Genomic DNA, 19,522 nt, shown 5'->3' with positions numbered 1-19,522 from the left:
CTAGAAGGGACACCACCATGGTCGCCGACTACTACACGGCCTCAGCCGAGTTCTACGAAATGGTCGCCGCACGCCATGTGCGCACCAGCGCGGGACCACTGCGGACCGCGTTGGCCGGTGTCAACGCCGGAACCGGCCCCATCGTCGAGATCGGCGCGGGCACGGGCAGCATCACCGAAGTGATCGCGGCCGCCCTGCCCAGTGCTCCAATCATCGCCGCGGAACCCTCGACGCCCATGCGGGCCATGCTCACCAGCCGCGTCTTCGGCAAGGTCGACCTGCGGTCTCGCGTGACCATCAGCGCCGAACCCGCCCAGCACATCCGCCTGCCCGATCGTGTGGGCGCGGTGGTCATCTTCGGTGTGCTCGGGCACCTCACCAAGGACGAACGAGCCGCACTCTGGCGCAAGCTGGGCGACCACGTTCCACCCGGAGCACCGATCATCGTGGAACTCATGGGCACCGGCTCCGCCAAGGCGATCCCTCCCTTCCGGATGCTGCGCGAACGTATCGGCGAACAGACCTACGAGTGGTGGATGCAGGTCGAACCTGTCGAGGGCAACATCCTCAGATGGGAAACGACCTGGAAGGTGCTTCACGACGGCACGGTGGTGCGCAGCACCCACGACACCTACCTGTGGGAGAACCTCAGCATCGCCGACCTCGCTGAGGAAGCGGGAATGACGGGGAAGCTGATCAGCGGGCCCGGTGTGCCCGGGGCCCCCGAGATCGGTGTCCTCACCATTCCACAGTCCGGTCGGGGGCACTGAGGAAGAAAGCCCCCTTCGACCAGTCGCACGGGAAGCAGCCGACACACACGGGAACCGTCCGACGCGCGCGACGAGGAGACCGCAGTGAGAACGGCTCGCGGAGGACGACCCACAAAGGACGTGGGGACGAACCAGGACGCCCGTCCACGTCCGCGCGCATCCACACGGGAACCCCACGCACGAGGGGTTTGCCCCGACAAGAAGAAGTCGGAGGCACGCGAACGAGTTCCTCACCTCTGACAGGTCCAGCCCGCCCCGCCGGCGTCCATCGAACCGGCGGGCGGGCTGAACGGGCAGGCGGCGGCACGTCAGAACTCTGCTCGCAAGGAGGCCGCGTCGGTCTCGGCACTACCACCAGGGAGCCTTGGCCACTCGGCTGGCAACGCCGGGCTGCCCTCGGCCCGCAGATGCACGGGGCTTCTCCGCAGACCCCCGCTCGGATCGGCGCGGCTGGGCACCCCGCGGCAGCATCGATCGCGATGGCAGCGCGTCGCCGCCCGACCAAGCTCGGCATCCGGCGGGGCGAGACGGGGTCAAATTCCGGTGTGCGGCGTTTACGAGGTCGTCTCCTCGGTCATGGCGAGGCGGGACGGGCGGTGCCCGTCCCGACCTGGACCCGACGGGGGGAGTTCGACATGCCCGACCACGAGCAGGACGCCAAGGACCGGCTTCTGGAACAGAACCGCACTGACTCCCAGGGCCCGCTGACCACCGAGACCGGTGTGCGGGTCGAGGACACCGACAACTCCCTCAGCGCCGGGGAACGTGGCCCCACCCTCCTGGAGGACTTCCACGCTCGGGAGAAGATCACCCACTTCGACCACGAGCGCATCCCCGAACGCGTCGTGCACGCCAGGGGAGCGGGGGCCTACGGCCACTTCACGCCCTACGAGGACCTCTCTGAGGTGACCGCGGCCCACTTCCTCAGCGGGCCCGACGTCACCACCCCCGTCTTCGTCCGCTTCTCCACCGTGGCCGGGTCCCGAGGTTCCGCGGACACCGTCCGCGACGTGCGCGGCTTCGCGGTCAAGTTCTACACCGAACAGGGGAACTACGACCTGGTCGGCAACAACATGCCCGTCTTCTTCATCCAGGACGGCATCAAGTTCCCCGACTTCGTGCACGCGGTCAAGCCCGAGCCGCACAACGAGATTCCGCAGGCCCAGTCCGCGCACGACACCCTGTGGGACTTCGTCGGACTCCAGCCGGAGACCACCCACATGATGATGTGGCTGATGTCGGACCGGGCGATCCCGCGCAGCTACCGCACCATGCAGGGCTTCGGCGTGCACACCTTCCGGTTCGTCAACGCCGGGGGTCGGGGGACCTTCGTCAAGTTCCACTGGAAGCCGCTTCTGGGCACGCACTCGCTGGTGTGGGACGAGGCCCAGCGCATCCAGGGCAAGGATCCCGACTACAACCGGCGTGACCTGTGGGAGTCCATCGAGCGCGGCCAGTTCCCCGAGTGGGAGCTGGGGGTGCAACTGATCCCGGAGGAGGACGAGCACGCGTTCGACTTCGACCTGCTGGACGCCACCAAGATCATCCCCGAGGAGCAGGTGCCGGTACGCCCCATCGGGCGCATGGTGCTGGACCGCAACCCGGACAACTTCTTCGCTGAGACCGAACAGGTCGCCTTCCACACCGCGAACGTCGTCCCGGGGATCGATTTCACCAACGATCCGCTGCTCCAGGCCCGCAACTTCTCCTACCTGGACACGCAGCTGTTGCGCCTGGGCGGGTCCAACTTCCAACAGATCCCCGTCAACCGGCCCGTGGCACAGGTGAGCAACAACCAGCGCGACGGGTTCTCCCAGCACCGGGTACACCGCGGCCAGACCTCCTACTACCCGAACTCCCTGGGCGGCGGCTGCCCCGCGCTGGCTGACGAGAACGTCTACCGGCACTACACGGAGAAGGTCGAAGGCAACAAGATCCGCAAACGGGCGGAGAGCTTCAAGGACCACTACTCCCAAGCCAGGTTGTTCCTGAACAGCCTCGTCGACTGGGAGCGGGAGCACCTGGTGGCCGCGTTCCGCTTCGAGCTGGGCAAGTGCGAGGAGTTGGCGGTGCGTCAACGGGCGGTGGCCAACCTGGCCCACGTGGACCACGGCCTGGCAGTCGAGGTCGCCGAGGGTGTGGGCGTGGAGCCGCCGCAGGACCCCGGTACCGGCCGCCACACCCGGACCTCACCCGCGCTCAGCCAGGCCAACACCGCGTTCGGAGACCTGACCGGACGCCAGGTCGCGGTGCTGGTCGACCACGGAGTGGACGGCGCCGAGGTCGAGGCTCTGCGGCAGGCCCTGGTGGCCGAAGGAGCCGTCGTGGAGGCGCTCGCCCGGCTGGACGGCTCGGTGCGCACCCGTGAGGGCGGCACTCTGCCGGTGGACCGCGCCTTCACGACCGTCTCCTCGGTCCTCTACGACGCCGTGGCCGTCCCCGGCGGCGGCGACGCCGCAGCCTCGCTCGCCCAGGACGGCGAGGCCCGGCACTTCGTGCTGGAGGCCTACAAGCACGCCAAGGCCATCGCCGCGGTCGGGGCGGGAACCGTGTTGCTCGACGCCCCTGGGCTCCCTGACACCCTCGGCCATCCGCCCACGGTCACCGAGACCACCCATGGCGTGGTCCGGGCCCCTGGGGTGGACGAGGGCCTGGTCAGGGAGTTCGCACGCCTGATCGGGGAACACCGCGACTGGACTCGGCCGACCCAGCCCGTCTCTGCCTGACTGCTCCGCGTCCGCGAGGGGACTGTCGCGGGAACAGGGAGTCAGTGGATGTTTCAGGGGCCGGGAGGTCGGCAAGGGCACCCATAGAAGGCAGTCAACGTGTGGCCTGGGAGACCCAGCCCAGGCGGTCCGATCAGCATGGTGACGCCGACCGCTGAGCGGACCACCGCCGACGGGACCACCCTGGAAACGGAACCCGCCCCGCCCGGTCAAGGGGGCCCGGGCGGGGCGCTCCGTCGGGACGTCGGCGCCCCAAACAAGGTAGGCACCCGCACGCGTGAACGGAGCGGAGGAGAACCGTGAGAGCAGTGGTGTGGAACGGCACACGCGACGTCAGGACCGAGAACGTGCCCGATCCGCGCATCGAGCAGCCCGACGACGCCCTCATCCGGGTCACCAGTTCCGGCCTCTGCGGATCCGACCTGCACCTCTACGAAGTGCTCGGGCCCTTCATGAACGCGGGTGACATCCTCGGACACGAACCCCTGGGCGTGGTCGAGGAGGTGGGCCCGGGCGTCACCACGCTGGCACCGGGGGAGCGCGTCGTCATCCCCTTCCAGATCTCCTGCGGACACTGCGCCATGTGCGACAGCGGTCTGCAGACCCAGTGCGAGAACACCCGCGCCGAGGAACAGGGGATGGGCGCCAGCATCTACGGCTACAGCTCCCTGTACGGCTCGGTCCCCGGGGCGCAGGCCGAGTACCTGCGGGTACCGCGAGCCGCCAACAACGCCATCCCGATCCCAGGCGAGGGACACGACGACCGCTACGTGTTCCTCTCGGACGTGCTGCCCACGGCCTGGCAGGCCGTGCGGTACGCGGACGTCGCACGTGGTGGATCGGTGGCGGTCCTGGGCTTGGGACCCATCGGTGAGATGTGCTGCCGAGTCGCCCAGCACCTGGGCGCCGGACGTGTCTTCGGTGTCGACCCGGTGGCTGAGCGGCGCGCACGCGCCGCCGCGAGGGGGGTCGAGGTCTTCGACCCCTCCGAGGGCTCGGACGGCCTGGTCGAGCAGGTCCGGGACCGCACCCAGGGGCGCGGCCCGGACGCGGTGATCGACGCCGTGGGCATGGAGGCCCAGGGCCACGGGTCCGCGAGGTTCGCGCAGCGAGTCGCCGCGTTCATGCCCAAGGGTGCGGCGGCCAAGATGATGGAGACCGCCGGGGTGGATCGCCTGGCCGCGCTGAGGACAGCGATCGACCTGGTGCGCCGGGGCGGCACCATCTCACTGATCGGCGTCTACGGAGGCATGGCGGACCCACTGCCCATGCTCACCCTCTTCGACAAGCAGATCCAGCTGCGAATGGGTCAGGCCAACGTCCGCCACTGGGCGCCGGAGATCCTGCCGCGACTCGACGATGACGACGTTCTGGGTGTGGACGACTTCGCCACCCACCACGTCACCCTGGACGAGGCCCCGCAGGCCTACCAGAACTTCCAGGCCAAGTCGGAGGGGACGTTCAAGGTGGTCTTCCGACCTTGAGCGAGTCACGGGCACGCACGCGGCACGGGAAAGAGTCGAAACAGAGGAGGCGCACACGATGCCTGGAGTGACGGAACTCCCGGACACCCTGCGCAGGTCGCCCAAGAAGGCGCAGCGCACGTGGATCGAGGCGCACGACAACGCCGTCAAGGAGTACGGGGAGGGTGAGAGGGCCCACCGGGTCGCCTTCGCCGCCCTCAAACACAAGTTCGAGAAGGTCGGTGACCGCTGGGAGCGCAAGCAGGCAGACCGCGGGGGCCCCTCGGACGAGCAGGCCAGGAACCCGCGGGCGGGCAAGCGCCCGGGCCGCGACCTGCCCACCGCCGGCGGCGTCGACGCCAAGGCCACCAAGGACCACCTCTACAACAGGGCCAGGCAGCTCGACATCCCCGGCCGCTCCAACATGAACAAGGACGAGCTGGTGGAAGCGCTCCGCAAGGAGAGCAACCGGCGCACCTCGGGGAGCGGCGGGTCCGCACGGAGCCGCTCCCGCTGACCCCCGCGCGTCACCGCCCGGTGCCTCAGGACGCCGGGCCCCACCCGATGAAGGAGGGGACATGGCCCAGAACGTCGCCAACCACGTGCTGCGCCGACTGGCGCAGTGGGGTGTCACCGAGGTCTTCGGCTACCCCGGCGACAGCGTGAACGGCCTCGTCGCCGAGATGGCGAAGGTCGCGGACGGACCCCGCTTCGTCCAGGCCCGACACGAGGAGATGTCCGCCTTCGAGGCGGTCGGCTACGCGAAGTTCGGCGGCCGTCTGGGCGTGTGCATGGCCACCGGGGGGCCGGGCGCCGTGCACCTGCTCAACGGCCTCTACGACGCCAAACTCGACCATGTCCCGGTCCTGGCGATCGTGGGTCAGGCCAGCCGCACCGCCATGGGCGGCGCCTACCAACAGGAGATCGACCTCCACAGCCTTTTCAAGGACGTCTCCTCGGCGTTCCTGGAGACGGTGAACGTACCCCAGCAGCTCCCGAACGTCCTGGACCGCGCCGTGCGCTCGGCCCTGGCGGAGCGAGCCCCGGCCACCGTGATCATCCCCGCCGACGTGCAGGAGCTCGACTACGCGCCGCCGGAGCACGAGTTCAAACACGTGCCGTCGAGCGCTCCGGACCAGCGGGTCCGTGGCGGCACCGTGCTGCCGCCCTCCAGCGATCTGGACCGCGCCGCCGAGGTGATCGACGCCGGTGAGCGGGTGGCGATCCTGGTCGGGCAGGGCGCCAGGGGAGCGGCGGACGAGGTGCTGGCCCTGGCCGACGCGACCGGAGCGGGGATCGCCAAGGCGCTCCTGGGCAAGGACGTGCTCCCCGATGACCTGCCGAGGGTCACCGGAGCCATCGGATTGCTGGGGACCCGGCCCTCGTGGGAGCTGATGCGCGACTGCGACACCCTGCTCATCGTGGGCTCGAACCTGCCCTACTCCCAGTTCCTGCCACCTTTCGGACGCCGGGCCGTGGAGATCGACATCGACCCGCGGTTCATCGGGATGCGCTACCCCACCGAGGTCAACCTCGTCGGGGACGCGGCGGGCACACTGCGTGCGCTGCTCGAACGGCTCGATCCGCCCGAGCCGGTGCGCGACGGCCGTGAGCGCTGGAGCACCGAGGTGGAGGGCAACGTGCGCCGCTGGCGGCGGGTCCTCGACTCGCAGGCGAAGGTCTCCGCGGACCCGGTCAACCCGATGAGGGTCGTCAGCGAACTCTCTCCGCGGCTGCCCGACGACGCCATGGTGACCGTGGACTCGGGTTCGGCCACCAACTGGTACGCGCGGTTCCTGGACCTGGGCTGGGGCAACCGGGGATCGGTCTCCGGCACCCTCGCGACCATGGGGTGCGCCGTCCCCTACGCCATCGGGGCCAAGTTCGCCGCTCCCGACCGGCCCGTGGTCGCGCTGGTGGGCGACGGCGCCATGCAGATGAACGGGCTCATGGAGCTGCTGACCGCGCGCCGCTACCAGCACCTGTGGGACGACCCCCGGCTGGTGGTGTGCGTGCTGCACAACAACGACCTCAACCAGGTCACCTGGGAACTGCGGGCGATGGGTGGTTCGCCGAGGACCCCGTACTCACAGGATCTGCCGGACCTGTCGTATGCGGACGTCGCCGAGTCGGTGGGGTTCACGGGGATCACCGTGAAGCGGCCGGAGGACGTCGGCCCCGCCTGGGACCGGGCCCTGTCCGCCGAGGGGGCCGTGGTGCTGGACGTCCACTGCGACGCCGACGTACCGCCGATCCCGCCCCAGACCGAGTGGGACCAGGTCACCGACACGCTCAGAGCACTCCTGAGCGGGGACCCCGACCTGTCGGGCGTCGCGGCACGCGGCCTGGCCACCAAGATCCAGGAGTTCCTGCCGCACGGCCGCTGACCGGCGCTCCCGCAACGCGCGGACCGCGTACCTGATCGCCGACCATCGGGGGCTCGACGCTCAGATGTGGGGCCCGGGACCTGCGGTGGCGTGCGAGCCGTGCGGTGCCGCGCGCTGGCGTGCGAGCCGTTCGGTCGCGCACGGGTCGTTCGATCGCGCACGAGGCGTGCGGCGGCGCGCGGGGCGTCGGCAGGACGCGGGGACCGGTGCCGTCAACCGGCACCGGCCCCCGAGCGTCCGCCCGGAGGGTCAGCTGCGCTGCCGGAGGCGCTCCCTCTGGGGTACGACGGTGTACTTCGGGTCCTCTGCCGACTGCACACCGGCCTGGAAGACACCCAGCCGGGTCAGCGCGGACCCGCCCACCAGCGCGGCTCCGCTCAGGGCCGAGACCACCCGGTTGCGCCGCCCCAGCACCGCGCCCACCGCGCCCGCCAGGGTGAGGGACTTGGCGGTACGCGTGAGCGCCCCCGCCAGCCCCCGGCCGTAGGGCTCTCCGACCAGGCCCATCCGCTTCTCCATGAAGGTGGACACCGCGAGTTCGGTCAGCGCCCCGCCCACGGCGGCCCGTCGGAACGGGTCGGCGTGCCCCGTCGGTGTCGTGACCAGCCCCATGCCCCCCGCCGCCGCGACCGCGGAGGAGGCGAAGACGTAGGGCATCTCCCGGTGGCCCTCGTGCCAGGAGGGAACCGCCGTGTCGCAGATCAGCGGTGCCGTGTAGGTGGCGACCAGCGGACCGAGGACCCCGGCGCCCATGGTCGCGGCCGTCCCGATCCGTGGGAACCACCCGGTGGCGGCGGTCACGGCGGCCGTCCCGGCCAGGGGGCCGTAGCCCGCGAGGAGCCAGGACCCCACACTCATCGGTGAGGTCGGCTTGAACACCCGCAGCATGTTGAGGAAGCGCTCGGGTCGCCCGAGGTCGTGGACGAGCGCGACCAGCGACCCGGAGACCGCCACCAGCGCCGTGTACTTGAGCGGTCGGGCCAGATCGGCGCGACCGTTGGCCTCCGCTCCCGCTGCGAGGATCGAGGACGCCCCGGCCAACCCGCCCAGGAAGAGGTAGCCGCCGATGTCGCGGGCCTCCCACACCACCCCGTTGAGCACCGGTCGGCCGTGGTAGGTGCGGAAGTCGGCGTCGGGTACGCGGGTGGGCTCGCCCCCGCGGCGGCCCCGGCGGCGACCGCTCGGGCGTCCGGACGTCCGGACAGCCTGAGCCCGGTCACGTTCGTTCCGCTGCTCCTCGGAGACCACGTCCGCCGCGCCGGTGATCGCGTCGCGCCCGCGATCGCTCGGGCCCGCTCCGTCGAGTTCGGGATTGCTCATGACCGCCTCCCCGCGAACGCCGCGAGCGCACCGGCGAACAGGACCACCGCCGCCGCACCCGCGTGCCGCCACATCGATGGCAGGTCCCGCGTGGTCACCACCGGGTCGGGTGGCAGACCGTACACCTCTGGCTCGTCCAGCAGCAGGAAGAACGCGCCCGCGCCGCCCACGCCGTCCTCCGGATCCTCGCCGTACAACCGAGCGGAGGACACCCCCGCCCCCTGGAGGTCCTCGACCCGCCTCTGGGCCCGTTCCCGCAGCTCGTCCAGGTCGCCGAACTGGATGGAGTCGGTGGGGCACGCCTTCGCGCACGCGGGCTCCAGACCATCGCCGATCCGGTCGTAGCAGAGCGTGCACTTCCAGGCCCGACCGTCGACCTCACGACGGTCGATCACCCCGTACGGGCAGGCGGACACGCAGTACCCGCACCCGTTGCAGATGTCCTCCTGCACCACCACCGTGTCGAACTCCGTGCGGAAGAGCGACCCCGTGGGACACACGTCCAGGCAGGCCGCGCTCGTACAGTGCTTGCACACGTCGGACGACATCAACCACCGGAACTCACCCCGGCCCGTCCCGTCGCCGTCCTCGTCCGTGCGCTGTCCCGGGAGGTCGAACGAGGGCATGCCGAGGTCGACCGTCCCGGGCCCCGAACCGCCGCCGGGGGTCCCGTCGCCGCCCGCCGTCCTGCCCACCCCGGACTCCTGGTGTCCGAGCGGTACGCGCTGCTCGACGAAGGCCACGTGGCGCCAGGTGTCGGCGCTCAGGCGACCGCTGTTGTCGAAGGACGAGGCCAGGAAGTCCAACCCGTCCTCCGGGACCATGTTCCACTCCTTGCACGCCACCTCGCAGGCCTTGCACCCGATGCACACGCTGGTGTCGGTGAAGAAGCCCTTGCGTGAGGGCCGTTCGTCCGCGGTCATCAGTCCTCCGTTCCGGTCCGCTCGGTGACGCCCGCCCTGCGCCGGTACTCCTCCACCAGGGCCACGCGTTCGGGGCCCCGGGGACGCCGACCCGGACGGATGTCCGCGGTCAGCGCCTTCACTTCCTGGATGTGCACGTTCGGGTCCAACGCCATGGACATCAGTTCGTTGGCCGAGTCACCCGTCGAGTACCCGTTGGGGCCCCAGTGATAGGGCATGCCGATCTGGTGCACGACGCGCCCCTGCACGCGCAAGGGCCTCATACGGTCGGTGACCAGCACCCTGGCCTCGATGGCGTTGCGCGCCGTGACGACGGTCGCCCAGCCGCCGTGCTCCAGCTCCCGCTCCGCCGCCAGCTCCGGACCGACCTCGCAGAAGAACTCCGGTTGGAGTTCGGACAGGTAGGGCGTCCACCGGCTCATCCCCCCGGCGGTGAAGTGCTCGGTGAGCCGGTAGGTCGTCACCACGTACGGGAACACCCCGGACCCCGGTGTGCCCGGGGCGGGGTGGTAGCGGTTGAGCTCGTGCTGGAAGAGCAGGCGGGTCGGGTTGCGCTGCTGCCCGTACAGCGGGTTGCCGAACGGGGTGTCCTGTGGCTCGTAGTGCGTGGGCATGGGGCCGTCGTGCAGACCGGCCGGAGCGTAGAGCCACCCCTTGCCGTCCGCCTGCATGATGAACGGGTCCACCCCGCTCAGGGCCTCGACACCGGTCGCGTCCTCGGAGGGCCGGTAGCCGGGCGCCTTGTCGTACTCGAAGTCGGCGACGTCGTACCCCGTCCAGTGCCCCGCCTCCTCGTCCCACCACACCAGGGCCTTGCGATCGCTCCACGGGCGGCCCTGCGGGTCGGCGGAGGCGCGGTTGTACAGCACGCGCCGGTTGTCCGGCCACGACCACGCCCACTCGGCGGCGATCCAGTCCTGCTCGTTTCCCGGCTTCTTGCGCGCGGCCTGGTTCACCCCGTCCGCGAACACCCCGCAGTAGATCCAGCAGCCGCAGCTGGTGGACCCGTCATCCTTCAGCTGGGTGTACCCGTCCAGCGGACGGCCCCGCGCGTCGTACCCGTTGATCTCACGCAGCACGGCCTCCGCGCTCGGCTCCCCGTCCGGTTCCAACGGGTAGTCCCAGGTGAGTTCGAGGACCGGCAGGTCCTTGGGGTCCCGTGACCCGGCCAGCCGCTCCCGGACCAGCCGCCCCAGGTGGTACATGAACCACAGGTCACTGCGCTGGTCGCCGCTGGGCTCCACCGCGCGGTCGTGCCACTGGAGGGTCCGGTTGGTGTTGGTGAACGTGCCCGACTTCTCCGTGTGCGCCGCCGCCGGGAAGAAGAAGACCTCCGTGCCGATGTCCTCCGTGCGCATCTCCCCGGACTCGATCTCCGGGCCGTCCTTCCACCAGGTGGCGCTCTCGATCAGCGAGAAGTCGCGCACCACCAGCCATTCCAGCTCGGCCATGCCGAAGCGCTGCGCCCGGCTGTTGGCCGATCCCACCGCGGGGTTCTCGCCCATGAGGAAGTAGCCCCTGCACTCACCCTCCATCTGGGCCATCACGGTGTCGTACGTGCTGTGCGACCCGGTCAGCCGGGGCAGGTGCCCGAAGCGGAAGTCGTTGTCGGCCGTGGCGTGCTCGCCGAACCACGCCTTGAGCAGGCTCACCGTGTAGGACTCCATGCCCGACCAGAACCCCTTGCGCGGGTAGCCGGCCGCCAGCACGTACCCCTCCAGGTCCTGCTCCTCGTGGGCGTGCGGCATCGGCAGGTAGCCGGGCAGCAGGTCGAACAGCGTGGGCACGTCACTGGAGCCCTGGATGCTGGCGTGCCCGCGCAGCGCCTGGATGCCACCGCCGGGTCGGCCCACGTTGCCCAGCAGCAGCTGGAGGATCGACGCGGTGCGGATGTACTGCGAACCCACGGTGTGCTGCGTCCAGCCGACCGCGTAACAGAACGCGCTGGTGCGGTCCGGCCCCGAGTTCTCGGTGAGGTGGTCGCACACCCGCAGGAACACGTCCTTCGGGACACCGCACACCTCCTCGACCATCTCGGGCGTGTAGCGCGAGTAGTGGCGCCTGAGAACCTGGAACACACACCGGGGGTCCGTGAGCGTGCGGTCCTCCTCGGGGCGCTCCCGGATCACCGCGCCTCCCGAGCCCTGTTGTTCCGGGCGCCCCGAGTGACTGGTGTCGCTCGTGACACCCTCACGGGTCCGGGGGAGCTGGTTGCGGTCGCCCGCCGCGGCCGCCACCGTCGCTCCCTCGTAGGTCCAGGTGGAGACGTCGTAGGAGCGGTCCTTCTCGGAGAACCCGGAGAACACCCCGTCCAGGTCCTCGGTGTCCCGGAAGGCCTCACCCACGATGGTCGCGGCGTTCGTGTACTCCAGGACGTAGTCGTGGAAGTACTTCCCCTCCGAGAGCACGTGGTTGATGATGGCGCCCAGGAAGGCGATGTCGGTGCCCGCGCGGATCGGCACGTGCAGGTCCGCCAGGGCGCTGGTCCGGCTGAACCGCGGGTCGACGTGGATGACGACGGCGCCCCGCGCCTTGGCCTCCATCACCCACTGGAATCCCACGGGGTGCGCCTCGGCGAAGTTGGAGCCCTCGATCACGATGCAGTCGGAGTTCTGGAGGTCCTGGAGGAACATGGTGGCCCCTCCGCGCCCGAAGGAGGTCCCCAGCCCCGCGACCGTGGAACTGTGGCACACCCGGGCCTGGTTCTCCACCTGGATCACGCCCAGGGCGGTGAGGAGCTTCTTGATCAGGTAGTTCTCCTCGTTGTCGAGGGTCGCCCCGCCCAGGCTCGCGATGCCGAGCGTGCGCGCCACGCGCCGTCCGTCGCACTCCTCCTCCCAGGTCTCCTCCCGCGTTGCCACCACGCGGTCGGCCACCATGCGCATGGCCGTGTCCAGGTCCAGCTCCTCCCAGTCCGTGCCGTAGGGGGGCCGGTACAGGACCCGGTCCCGCCGGGACGGTCCTGTGGTGAGCTGGAGGCTCGCCGAACCCTTGGGGCACAGGCGTCCCCTGCTGACGGGGGAGTCAGGGTCCCCCTCGATCTGGATGACCCGCTCGTCACGGACGTACACGTTCTGCCCGCAACCCACCGCGCAGTACGGACAGACCGACTTGACCACCCGGTCCGCCCGCGCGGTGCGCGGGCGCAGCCGCTCGGTGCGCTCCGACCTGGCCGCGTCCCCGAGCCCCCTTCGGTCGTCGCCGGTGACCTGCTTCAGCACGGGCCACGACCGGAGCCATCTCCACACACTCATGGAACTCCTCTCGGGCCCGGGGCGTCATCGCCCACGGGCCCGCTTCCTCGCCTGACGTCAGCTGCCCTGGATCTCTCCGCCGGTGGGTGTGAGGGTCTCGCCGGTGTAGTAGGACGAGAGCCTGTTGCTGGCGAAGAACACGTAGGAGGGGGCGATCTCGTCCGGTTGGGCGGCTCGTCCCATGGGTGCCTGCTCGCCGAACCCTTCGGATCCCTTCCTGCCCAGTGTCGAGGGGATCAGCGGTGTCCACACCGGCCCCGGCGCCACGCAGTTGACCCTGATGCCCTGGTCCATGAGCACCTGGGACAGCGACAAGGACAGGTTCATGACGGCTGACTTGCTCGACGCGTAGTCGATCAGCGACTTGTTGCCCCGTAGGCCGTTGATCGATCCGGTGATGATGACGGAACCGTCCCGGGACATGTGCGGCAGTGCCTCGCGGAGGGTCCAGAACACTCCCATCACGTTCACGTCGAAGGTGCGGCGTAGTTGTTCCGTGGTCAGGTCCGTGAAGTTCTCGACCGGGGTCTGGGTGGCGGCGTGCTCCACGAGGACGTCGATTCCGCCGAGTTCCTGCACGGCCCTGTTGACCAGGTGCGCGCATTCGGACTCGTCGGCCAGGTCGCCGCGTACGCCTACGGCTCGGCGGCCCTGAGCCTGGACCAGGTCGACGGTGTGTTGGGCCTCGGCGTCCTCGCTGAGGTAGCCGAAGACGATGTCGGCGCCTTCTTTGGCGAAGGCCACCACGACGGCCCTGCCGATGCCGGAGTCGCCTCCGGTGACCAGGGCGCGTTTACCTTCGAGGAGTCCTCTGCCCTGGTAGTCGCGCATCTCGTCCCGGGGTTGGGGTTCCATCGGTTCGGTGCGGCCCGGGTAGGGCTGGCTCTGCGCGGGTGGCTGTGTCTCGTTCACGGGGGTCCTCCCTCCGATCGGCCTTCCTGGACCGCCCTGCCCGACTGGCGGGAGCCGCACACCTGCCCGGCCGATACGGAGCACCATCCTTTGCCCCGGTCCGCGAGTGGAGGGGGACGTCTTTCCGGGTGATGGAGTTTCCGTAGAGGTCGCACGGGTCAGGGCCACAGCTGGAACCGGGTTCGAAGGGGCGGGTTCGCCAGACCGGGGGATGAGCGGATCGCGCCGGCGCGGGTGCTCAGGTGGGGCCGCTGGCCGTGCCAGGGAGCATGACGGCGATCTGACCGCGGATGTCCCTGGCGATGGTCTCGGCGTCGGACGTCACGTTCGCCGATGTCGCCATGCTGAGGAACATGACGGCCGACACGATGTGCGCCAGTGCCGCCGCGTCGTTCACACCGGTTGCGGTGTCGCGACCGATCACCGCGGCGATGGCCGCCTCGGTCCGGGCCGTGATCATGAGGGCGTCGCGGTGGCGGGGCTCCTCGGGGTCGCCGAACACCATCTCGCGCAGGTAGGTGCGTCCGTTCTCGACCTGTCTGCGGTTGCACTCCACGATCGGGCGCACGATGGCCATCACGGCGCCCAGTGTGTCAGCGGTGCCCTCGGCGTCCCTGATCCCCCGGTCCAGGGACTCGGAGTAGTGGGAGTTCTGAACCAGCAGAAGCAGTTCGCCCTTGCTCTTGGCGTAGAGGAACAGGGTGCCGGTACCGATGTCGGCGCGTTCGGCGATCTGCTGGGTGGTGACCTCGTCGACCCCGTACTCAGCGAAGAGCTCACTGGCCGCCGCGGTGATGCGTTCGAGCTTCTGCTGTTTGTTGCGCTCGCGTCGCCCCGGCGCCCGGGAGGCGGATGACATCGACCCCTCCTTGGGGAATAGGTTTTGACCAGGCTCAGTTATGAGCGTAGTCATTAACGCCTGGATTCGGGTACGCCCGGGGCTCATTCTTCCACGCGGGAGCGGGGACCCCTGGGCGGTCCCAGGCGGTGCTCACGACCGACGGCGCCACCCGGGCACCCACCACGCCCAGCGCGCGGACAACACCTAGGAGAGTCACCATGCCCACACTCGACGGATCCGTCGTCCTGGTCACCGGAGCCAACGGAGGCATCGGCACGCAGTTCGTCAGGCAGGCCCTGGCGCGCGGCGCCAGCAAGGTCTACGCCTCCGCGCGCAACCCCCGGGCCTGGGACGACGAGCGCATCGTCCCCCTGCGGCTCGACGTCACCGACCACGCCTCCATCCTGGAGGCGGCTGAGGCCGCCGGCGACGTGACCGTGCTGGTCAACAACGCCGGAGCCTCGGTGTCCAGTCCGGGCATCCTCACACACAGCGACGAGGAGATCCGCACCAACGTCGAGACGAACTTCCTGGGCCCGCTCTTCCTCGCCCGCGCCTTCGCCCCCGTCCTGTCGGCGAAGAAGGCGTCGGCCATCATCGACATCCACTCGGCGCTGAGCTGGTACGCCGTCGCGGGCATCTACAGCGCCACCAAGGCCGCCCTGTGGTCGGCGACCAACTCCCTGCGTCTGGAACTCGCCCCTCGGGGAGTGCACGTCGTCGGAGTGCACGTGGGATACGTCGACACCCCGATGGCCGCTCACACCACCGATCCCAAGACCGACCCCGCCGACCTGGTGAGCACCGTGTTCGACGCCACCGAGGCGGGGCAGTACGAGGTTCTCGCCGACGAGACCTCCGTTCAGGTCAAGGCGGGGCTCAGTGCGCCGATCGAGGCGCTCTACCCCCAGCTCGACGCGACCGACGCCTGAGCCTCCGGGACCGGGCGCCGCGGCCGTGTGAGGCGCGTGCGCGGCCGCGGCGCCCCCGCTGACGAAGGCCCTCGTGACCGGTGGGCCGTCCGCTCGCCCCTCCCGCACTTCGACTGTCCTGGGGCGGAGCGCTGGTGGAGTCAGCGGGTGAGGAACTCCACTGCGACAGGGGCGAACTCCCGGTGGTACTGGAAGATGCCTCCGTGCCCGGAGTCGGGGTAGATGACCAGTTCCGAGTCGGGGATGCGACGGTGCAGGTCCTCGGAGAGCACCGAGGGCACCATGCGGTCGTTGTCCCCGTTGGCGATCAGGGTGGGTTGGGTGATCCCCGACAGGTCGGCGGGTGCCGAACGCCCCCACCTCTTGATCGCCTTCAACTGCTGCTGGAAAGCGTGGACCCTGATGGGTGCGTCACGATCCGTGGTGCGTTCCCTGAGCCGTTCGACGAACGCCCTTCCCGCGTGCCTGCCGGTGGCGTCGCGGTTGAAGAACAGGAACTCCTTCGGGTCCGACCGGGTCAGGGCGGCTCGCGCCATGTCGTAGTAGGTGGTCCGGGCGACCTTGTCGATGTCCTTCCCGCCTGCGGGCCCCGTACCGGTGAGGATGAGCCTGCGGACGAGTGCGGGACGCTCGGCCACCAGGGCTTGGGCGATCATGCCGCCGAGCGAGAAGGAGAAGACGTCGATCTCCTCGAATCCCAGGGCCTCGACGAAGGTCACCGCGTCGGAGGCCATGGCCTCGACCGTGTCGGGGACCGCGCCGGTCGAGGCCCCGACCCCGCGGTTGTCGAAGGCGATGACGTGCCGTTCCCTGGCGATGGGGTCGACGATGCGCGGGTCCCAGTTGTCCAGGGTCGCGGCCAGGTGCACGAGGAACACGACGGGGACACCCCCTCTCGGCCCCAGTTCCCGGTAGGCGTAGGTCACCGCGCCCGCGGTGACGGTGCGGGTCGGCGCCTCCGCGTACGAGGTGTTGACCGGATCATCGCTGGTGTCGTTCATGATGACCTCCCTTGAGGGCACGCGCAGGTGTGCCTCGACGGTGATGGACGATGCCTGGTGAGTCAGGTGTGGCTGATGACCGTCTTTCCCCGGGCACCTCCGGAGGCCAACTCCTGGAGGGCCTGGGGTGTCTGTTCGAAGGGGAACACCTTCCCCACGACGGGGCGCAGGCTCCCTTCGTCGACGAGGGCACTGATCCGGCGTAGCTGGTCACCGTCGGCGCGCATGAACAGGAACTCGTACGTCACGCCGAGTTTCCTGGCCCGGCGGCGAACCCCCGCGCTCAGCGCGGTGATCGCCAGCCGCAGCAGCGGATTCAGTCCGGCTCCTCGTGCGAAGGCCGGATCAGGCGGGCCGGAGATCCCGATCGCCTTGCCGCCGGGCCTGAGTACCCGCAGGGACCGCTCCAGGTTCGTGCCGCCCAGGCTGTCCAGGACCAGGTCGTAGTCGCTCAGTACCTTCTCGAAGTCCTGACTGCGGTAGTCGATGACCGTGTCCGCACCCAGTTCACGGACGAAGTCGGCGTTGGCGGCGCTGGCAGTGGTGGCGACGCTCGCGCCGAGGTGTTTGGCGAGCTGGATGGCGATCGAACCGACACCGCCGGCGCCCGCGTGGATGAGGACCTTCTGCCCCGGCCCCACGCCGCCGCGTTCGACGAGCGCCTGCCATGCGGTGAGCACGACCAACGGTAGCGAGCCCGCCTCCACGAAGGAGATGGACGCTGGTTTGAGGGCCACGTCGGCCTCAGCGACGGCGACGCGTTCGGCGAAGGTACCGATCCGGTCCTTGTCGGGCCTTGCGTACACCTGGTCGCCGGGTTCGAAGTCCCGGACTCCGGCTCCGACGCCGATGACGGTGCCGGCGACGTCGTGTCCCAGGATTAGCGGAAACCCGTAGGGGAGGATCTGCTTGAACCCACCGACGCGGATCTTCTCGTCCAGCTGGTTCAGTCCGGCGGCCTCCACCCGCACGAGGACGTCACGTTCCCCGACCACGGGCTCGGAGACCTCAGCCTCTCGCGGCTCCTCCTTGTACCTGGTGATGACGAACGCTCTCATGGGCTGTCGCCCCTTCTGCCTGATGAGTGTGGTGGCACGGCCCCGTGCACACAGTGGAGGGGCCGACCCGCGGCGATGAACACGCGGCGCCTCTGAAGGTCAGCACCTTCAGCACCTCCTCCGCGCCGCCGCAGTGGTAACGGAAGCCACGGGACCGGATGTAGCTGTCCACGGCTTCGTGGATCCCTGTACCCCTGACCTGCCCCTACCCGAACTCGGTGAATATAGTCAATAATGAGTGTACTCATGTTTATGGGATGGGGGTCAGCGTGTGTGTGATTCGCGTACCGTCCGGACGGTGCGTCGCTGATTTGCCCCTGACACTGGTGTCAGGTCCTAATGTGGCCGGGTATCCGGTGCGCTCGCGAGCGCACGGACGCCGAACGGCCAGCACAAGGAAGAGGAACGGGCGATGTCGACTCTGGGGATCATCGGAAGCGGGAACATCGGAACCGCGGTCGCGCGGTTGGCGGTGGCAGCGGGGATCGATGTGGTGATCGCCAACTCACGCGGCCCGCAGAGCCTGACCGGGCTGATCGAAGAGCTGGGACCGCGCGCCACCGCGGCTACTGTGGAACAGGCCGCCCGGGCTGGGGAAGCCACCCTGCTCAGCGTCCCGTTGACGGCCTACGGCTCCCTGCCCGAGGGACTGCTGCGGGGGCGGACCGTGTTGGACACCGGCAACTACTACCCGTTCCGCGACGGACGGATCACCGAACTCGACTCCGAGCAGGAGACCACGACCGAACTCGCCCAACGGCTCCTGCCCGGCGCCCTGCTGGTCAAGGCGTTCAACAACATCATGGCCCACCACATCCCCCAGCTCGCCCGCCCCGCTGGGGCCGACGACCGCAGCGCCCTGCCCATCGCCGGTGAGGACCCCGCAGCCAAGGCCCGAGCCGCGGCGTTGATCGACAGGCTCGGCTTCGACACCGTAGACGCCGGGACCCCGGCCGAGAGCTGGCGTTTCGAGCCCGAGTCCGACGCGTACACCAGGATCTACCTCGCCGACCCCGGCGTACCGGTTGACCAGATCATGCAGGCCCCCGCCGCCCCGGTCCCCGCCAGCGAGCTGGCTGCCCTGCTGGAGTCGAGTCGGCGGGTGAAGGTGGCCGAACGCACCTTCTGAGCACGCTCGAAGGGGGGCCTCCACCGCGGGACCGGTGGGGCCCCTTGCGTGCCTAGGACACCTCGTCCAGGACGCCGGGCGTGTCATGCGCCACGACGCTCTCGGCCAGCGGCACCCGCCCCATCCGGAACGTGCTCGCAGGCCCCTCGGGGTCGGCCAGGCCGAAGGAGATACCGAACAACAGCCTCATCTCCGGATCGACGCCCAGGGACTCGCGCACGACGTCGGCGTAGAAGCCCAGCATCGTCTGCGGAATGCCCGACAGGCCGCGTGCCTCCAGTGCGAGTAGGAAGGTCTGCGCGTACATACCCAGGTCACCGGCAACGCGCACTCCGTCGCCGAACTGGGGCATGAACAGCAGCGCGACGTGGGGGGCGTCGAAGAACTCCAGGTTGCGCAGCGCGGCCTCGTGGCGTCCCCGGGTGTCGGAGCGCTCCACGCCCAGGGACTGGTAGTAGGCCGCTCCCTGTTCCCGGGCGCGCTGGAGGTAGTAGCCGTCGCCGAAGTCCGCGTAGTCGAAGCTGAAGTCCGGGGAGGTCCGGCCGTCCCGGTCAGCTTCCAGCAGTCGGGCGCTCAGCTCGTCGCGGCGGGTGCCCGAGACGACGTGCACCTGCCAGGGCTGGGTGTTGCAGTTGGAGGGCGCACGCTGGGCGTCCTCCAGGACCGCGCGGATGTCGGACGCGGCCACCGGTTGGGGGAGAAAGCCCCGGACCGAGCGGCGTGAGCGCACGATGTCGGCGAAGGAGCGGGGACTGTGGGGCACAACGATTCCTCTCAGGTGGTGTCGGCTCGTGCACACCAGGCGA

General features: G+C 69.7%; 14 protein-coding genes and 1 pseudogene. 7 read left to right on the top strand and 8 right to left on the bottom strand.

Features of this window, described 5'->3' with window-relative positions; all coding sequences use genetic code 11:
* Positions 1-17: 17 nt before the first annotated feature.
* The 5 genes from BDW27_RS07310 to BDW27_RS07290 all read left to right on the top strand — a co-directional run bounded on the left by BDW27_RS07310 (position 18) and on the right by BDW27_RS07290 (position 7,346).
* The gene (locus BDW27_RS07310) at positions 18-770 is read left to right on the top strand and encodes a trans-aconitate 2-methyltransferase (RefSeq protein WP_017543639.1); all 753 of its coding nucleotides are present in this window, start codon (positions 18-20) and stop codon (positions 768-770) included.
* A gap of 635 nt (positions 771-1,405) precedes the next feature.
* The gene (locus BDW27_RS07305; protein WP_110048825.1) at positions 1,406-3,496 is read left to right on the top strand and encodes a catalase; all 2,091 of its coding nucleotides are present in this window, start codon (positions 1,406-1,408) and stop codon (positions 3,494-3,496) included.
* 299 nt (positions 3,497-3,795) lie between these two features.
* Positions 3,796-4,980, top strand: a complete 1,185-nt coding sequence (locus tag BDW27_RS07300; RefSeq protein WP_199560572.1) for an alcohol dehydrogenase catalytic domain-containing protein — start codon at positions 3,796-3,798, stop codon at positions 4,978-4,980.
* 58 nt (positions 4,981-5,038) lie between these two features.
* Positions 5,039-5,476, top strand: coding sequence for a ChaB family protein (locus tag BDW27_RS07295; RefSeq protein WP_026129075.1), 438 nt, complete (start codon positions 5,039-5,041; stop codon positions 5,474-5,476).
* A gap of 61 nt (positions 5,477-5,537) precedes the next feature.
* Positions 5,538-7,346, top strand: coding sequence for a thiamine pyrophosphate-requiring protein (locus BDW27_RS07290; RefSeq protein ID WP_110048721.1), 1,809 nt, complete (start codon positions 5,538-5,540; stop codon positions 7,344-7,346).
* A gap of 249 nt (positions 7,347-7,595) precedes the next feature.
* Here the strand turns inward: BDW27_RS07290 and nrfD are convergent, their stop codons facing one another.
* From nrfD to BDW27_RS07265, 5 genes are all read right to left on the bottom strand, one after another.
* On the bottom strand, positions 7,596-8,666 hold the full coding sequence (nrfD, locus tag BDW27_RS07285; RefSeq protein WP_110048720.1) for an NrfD/PsrC family molybdoenzyme membrane anchor subunit: 1,071 nt from the start codon (positions 8,664-8,666) through the stop codon (positions 7,596-7,598).
* Entirely contained in the window at positions 8,663-9,589 is a 927-nt protein-coding gene (locus tag BDW27_RS07280) for a 4Fe-4S dicluster domain-containing protein (protein ID WP_110048719.1), read from the bottom strand. The genes nrfD and BDW27_RS07280 overlap by 4 nt, the downstream gene beginning before the upstream one ends.
* Positions 9,589-12,843 carry a formate dehydrogenase gene (fdh, locus tag BDW27_RS07275; protein ID WP_110048718.1) on the bottom strand — a complete coding sequence of 1,085 codons (3,255 nt, stop codon included), beginning with the start codon at positions 12,841-12,843 and terminating at the stop codon, positions 9,589-9,591. Before fdh ends, BDW27_RS07280 begins: the two co-directional genes overlap by 1 nt.
* A gap of 57 nt (positions 12,844-12,900) precedes the next feature.
* A complete protein-coding gene (locus BDW27_RS07270) occupies positions 12,901-13,755 on the bottom strand; it encodes an SDR family oxidoreductase (protein WP_017543631.1) in 855 nt (284 codons plus the stop codon).
* Between the two features lie 238 nt (positions 13,756-13,993).
* The gene (locus BDW27_RS07265; RefSeq protein ID WP_110048717.1) at positions 13,994-14,614 is read right to left on the bottom strand and encodes a TetR/AcrR family transcriptional regulator; all 621 of its coding nucleotides are present in this window, start codon (positions 14,612-14,614) and stop codon (positions 13,994-13,996) included.
* A 200-nt stretch (positions 14,615-14,814) separates the two neighbouring features.
* On the opposite strand from BDW27_RS07265, the gene BDW27_RS07260 reads away from it, so the two are divergent.
* Positions 14,815-15,528, top strand: coding sequence for an SDR family oxidoreductase (locus BDW27_RS07260; RefSeq protein WP_110048716.1), 714 nt, complete (start codon positions 14,815-14,817; stop codon positions 15,526-15,528).
* Positions 15,529-15,668: 140 nt separating this feature from the next.
* On the opposite strand, the gene BDW27_RS07255 is transcribed toward BDW27_RS07260, so the two are convergent.
* Both BDW27_RS07255 and BDW27_RS07250 read right to left on the bottom strand, forming a co-directional pair.
* Positions 15,669-16,529: an alpha/beta fold hydrolase gene (locus BDW27_RS07255; RefSeq protein ID WP_110048715.1), complete on the bottom strand. Its 861-nt coding sequence runs from the start codon at positions 16,527-16,529 to the stop codon at positions 15,669-15,671.
* 62 nt (positions 16,530-16,591) lie between these two features.
* Positions 16,592-17,587, bottom strand: coding sequence for an NADP-dependent oxidoreductase (locus BDW27_RS07250; RefSeq protein ID WP_110048714.1), 996 nt, complete (start codon positions 17,585-17,587; stop codon positions 16,592-16,594).
* Positions 17,588-17,990: 403 nt separating this feature from the next.
* On the opposite strand from BDW27_RS07250, the pseudogene BDW27_RS07245 reads away from it, so the two are divergent.
* Positions 17,991-18,716, top strand: a pseudogene (locus BDW27_RS07245) (NADPH-dependent F420 reductase); the annotation flags it as partial.
* A 52-nt stretch (positions 18,717-18,768) separates the two neighbouring features.
* Here the strand turns inward: BDW27_RS07245 and BDW27_RS07240 are convergent.
* A complete protein-coding gene (locus BDW27_RS07240; protein ID WP_110048712.1) occupies positions 18,769-19,479 on the bottom strand; it encodes a nitroreductase in 711 nt (236 codons plus the stop codon).
* Positions 19,480-19,522 lie beyond the last annotated feature (43 nt).

The sequence above is a fragment of the Nocardiopsis sp. L17-MgMaSL7 genome, from assembly GCF_003182025.1.
In the GTDB taxonomy this organism is placed as follows: domain Bacteria; phylum Actinomycetota; class Actinomycetes; order Streptosporangiales; family Streptosporangiaceae; genus Nocardiopsis; species Nocardiopsis prasina.
Note: the sequence above shows the minus strand (reverse complement) of the source record. Positions and strands in the feature narration are given on the sequence as shown.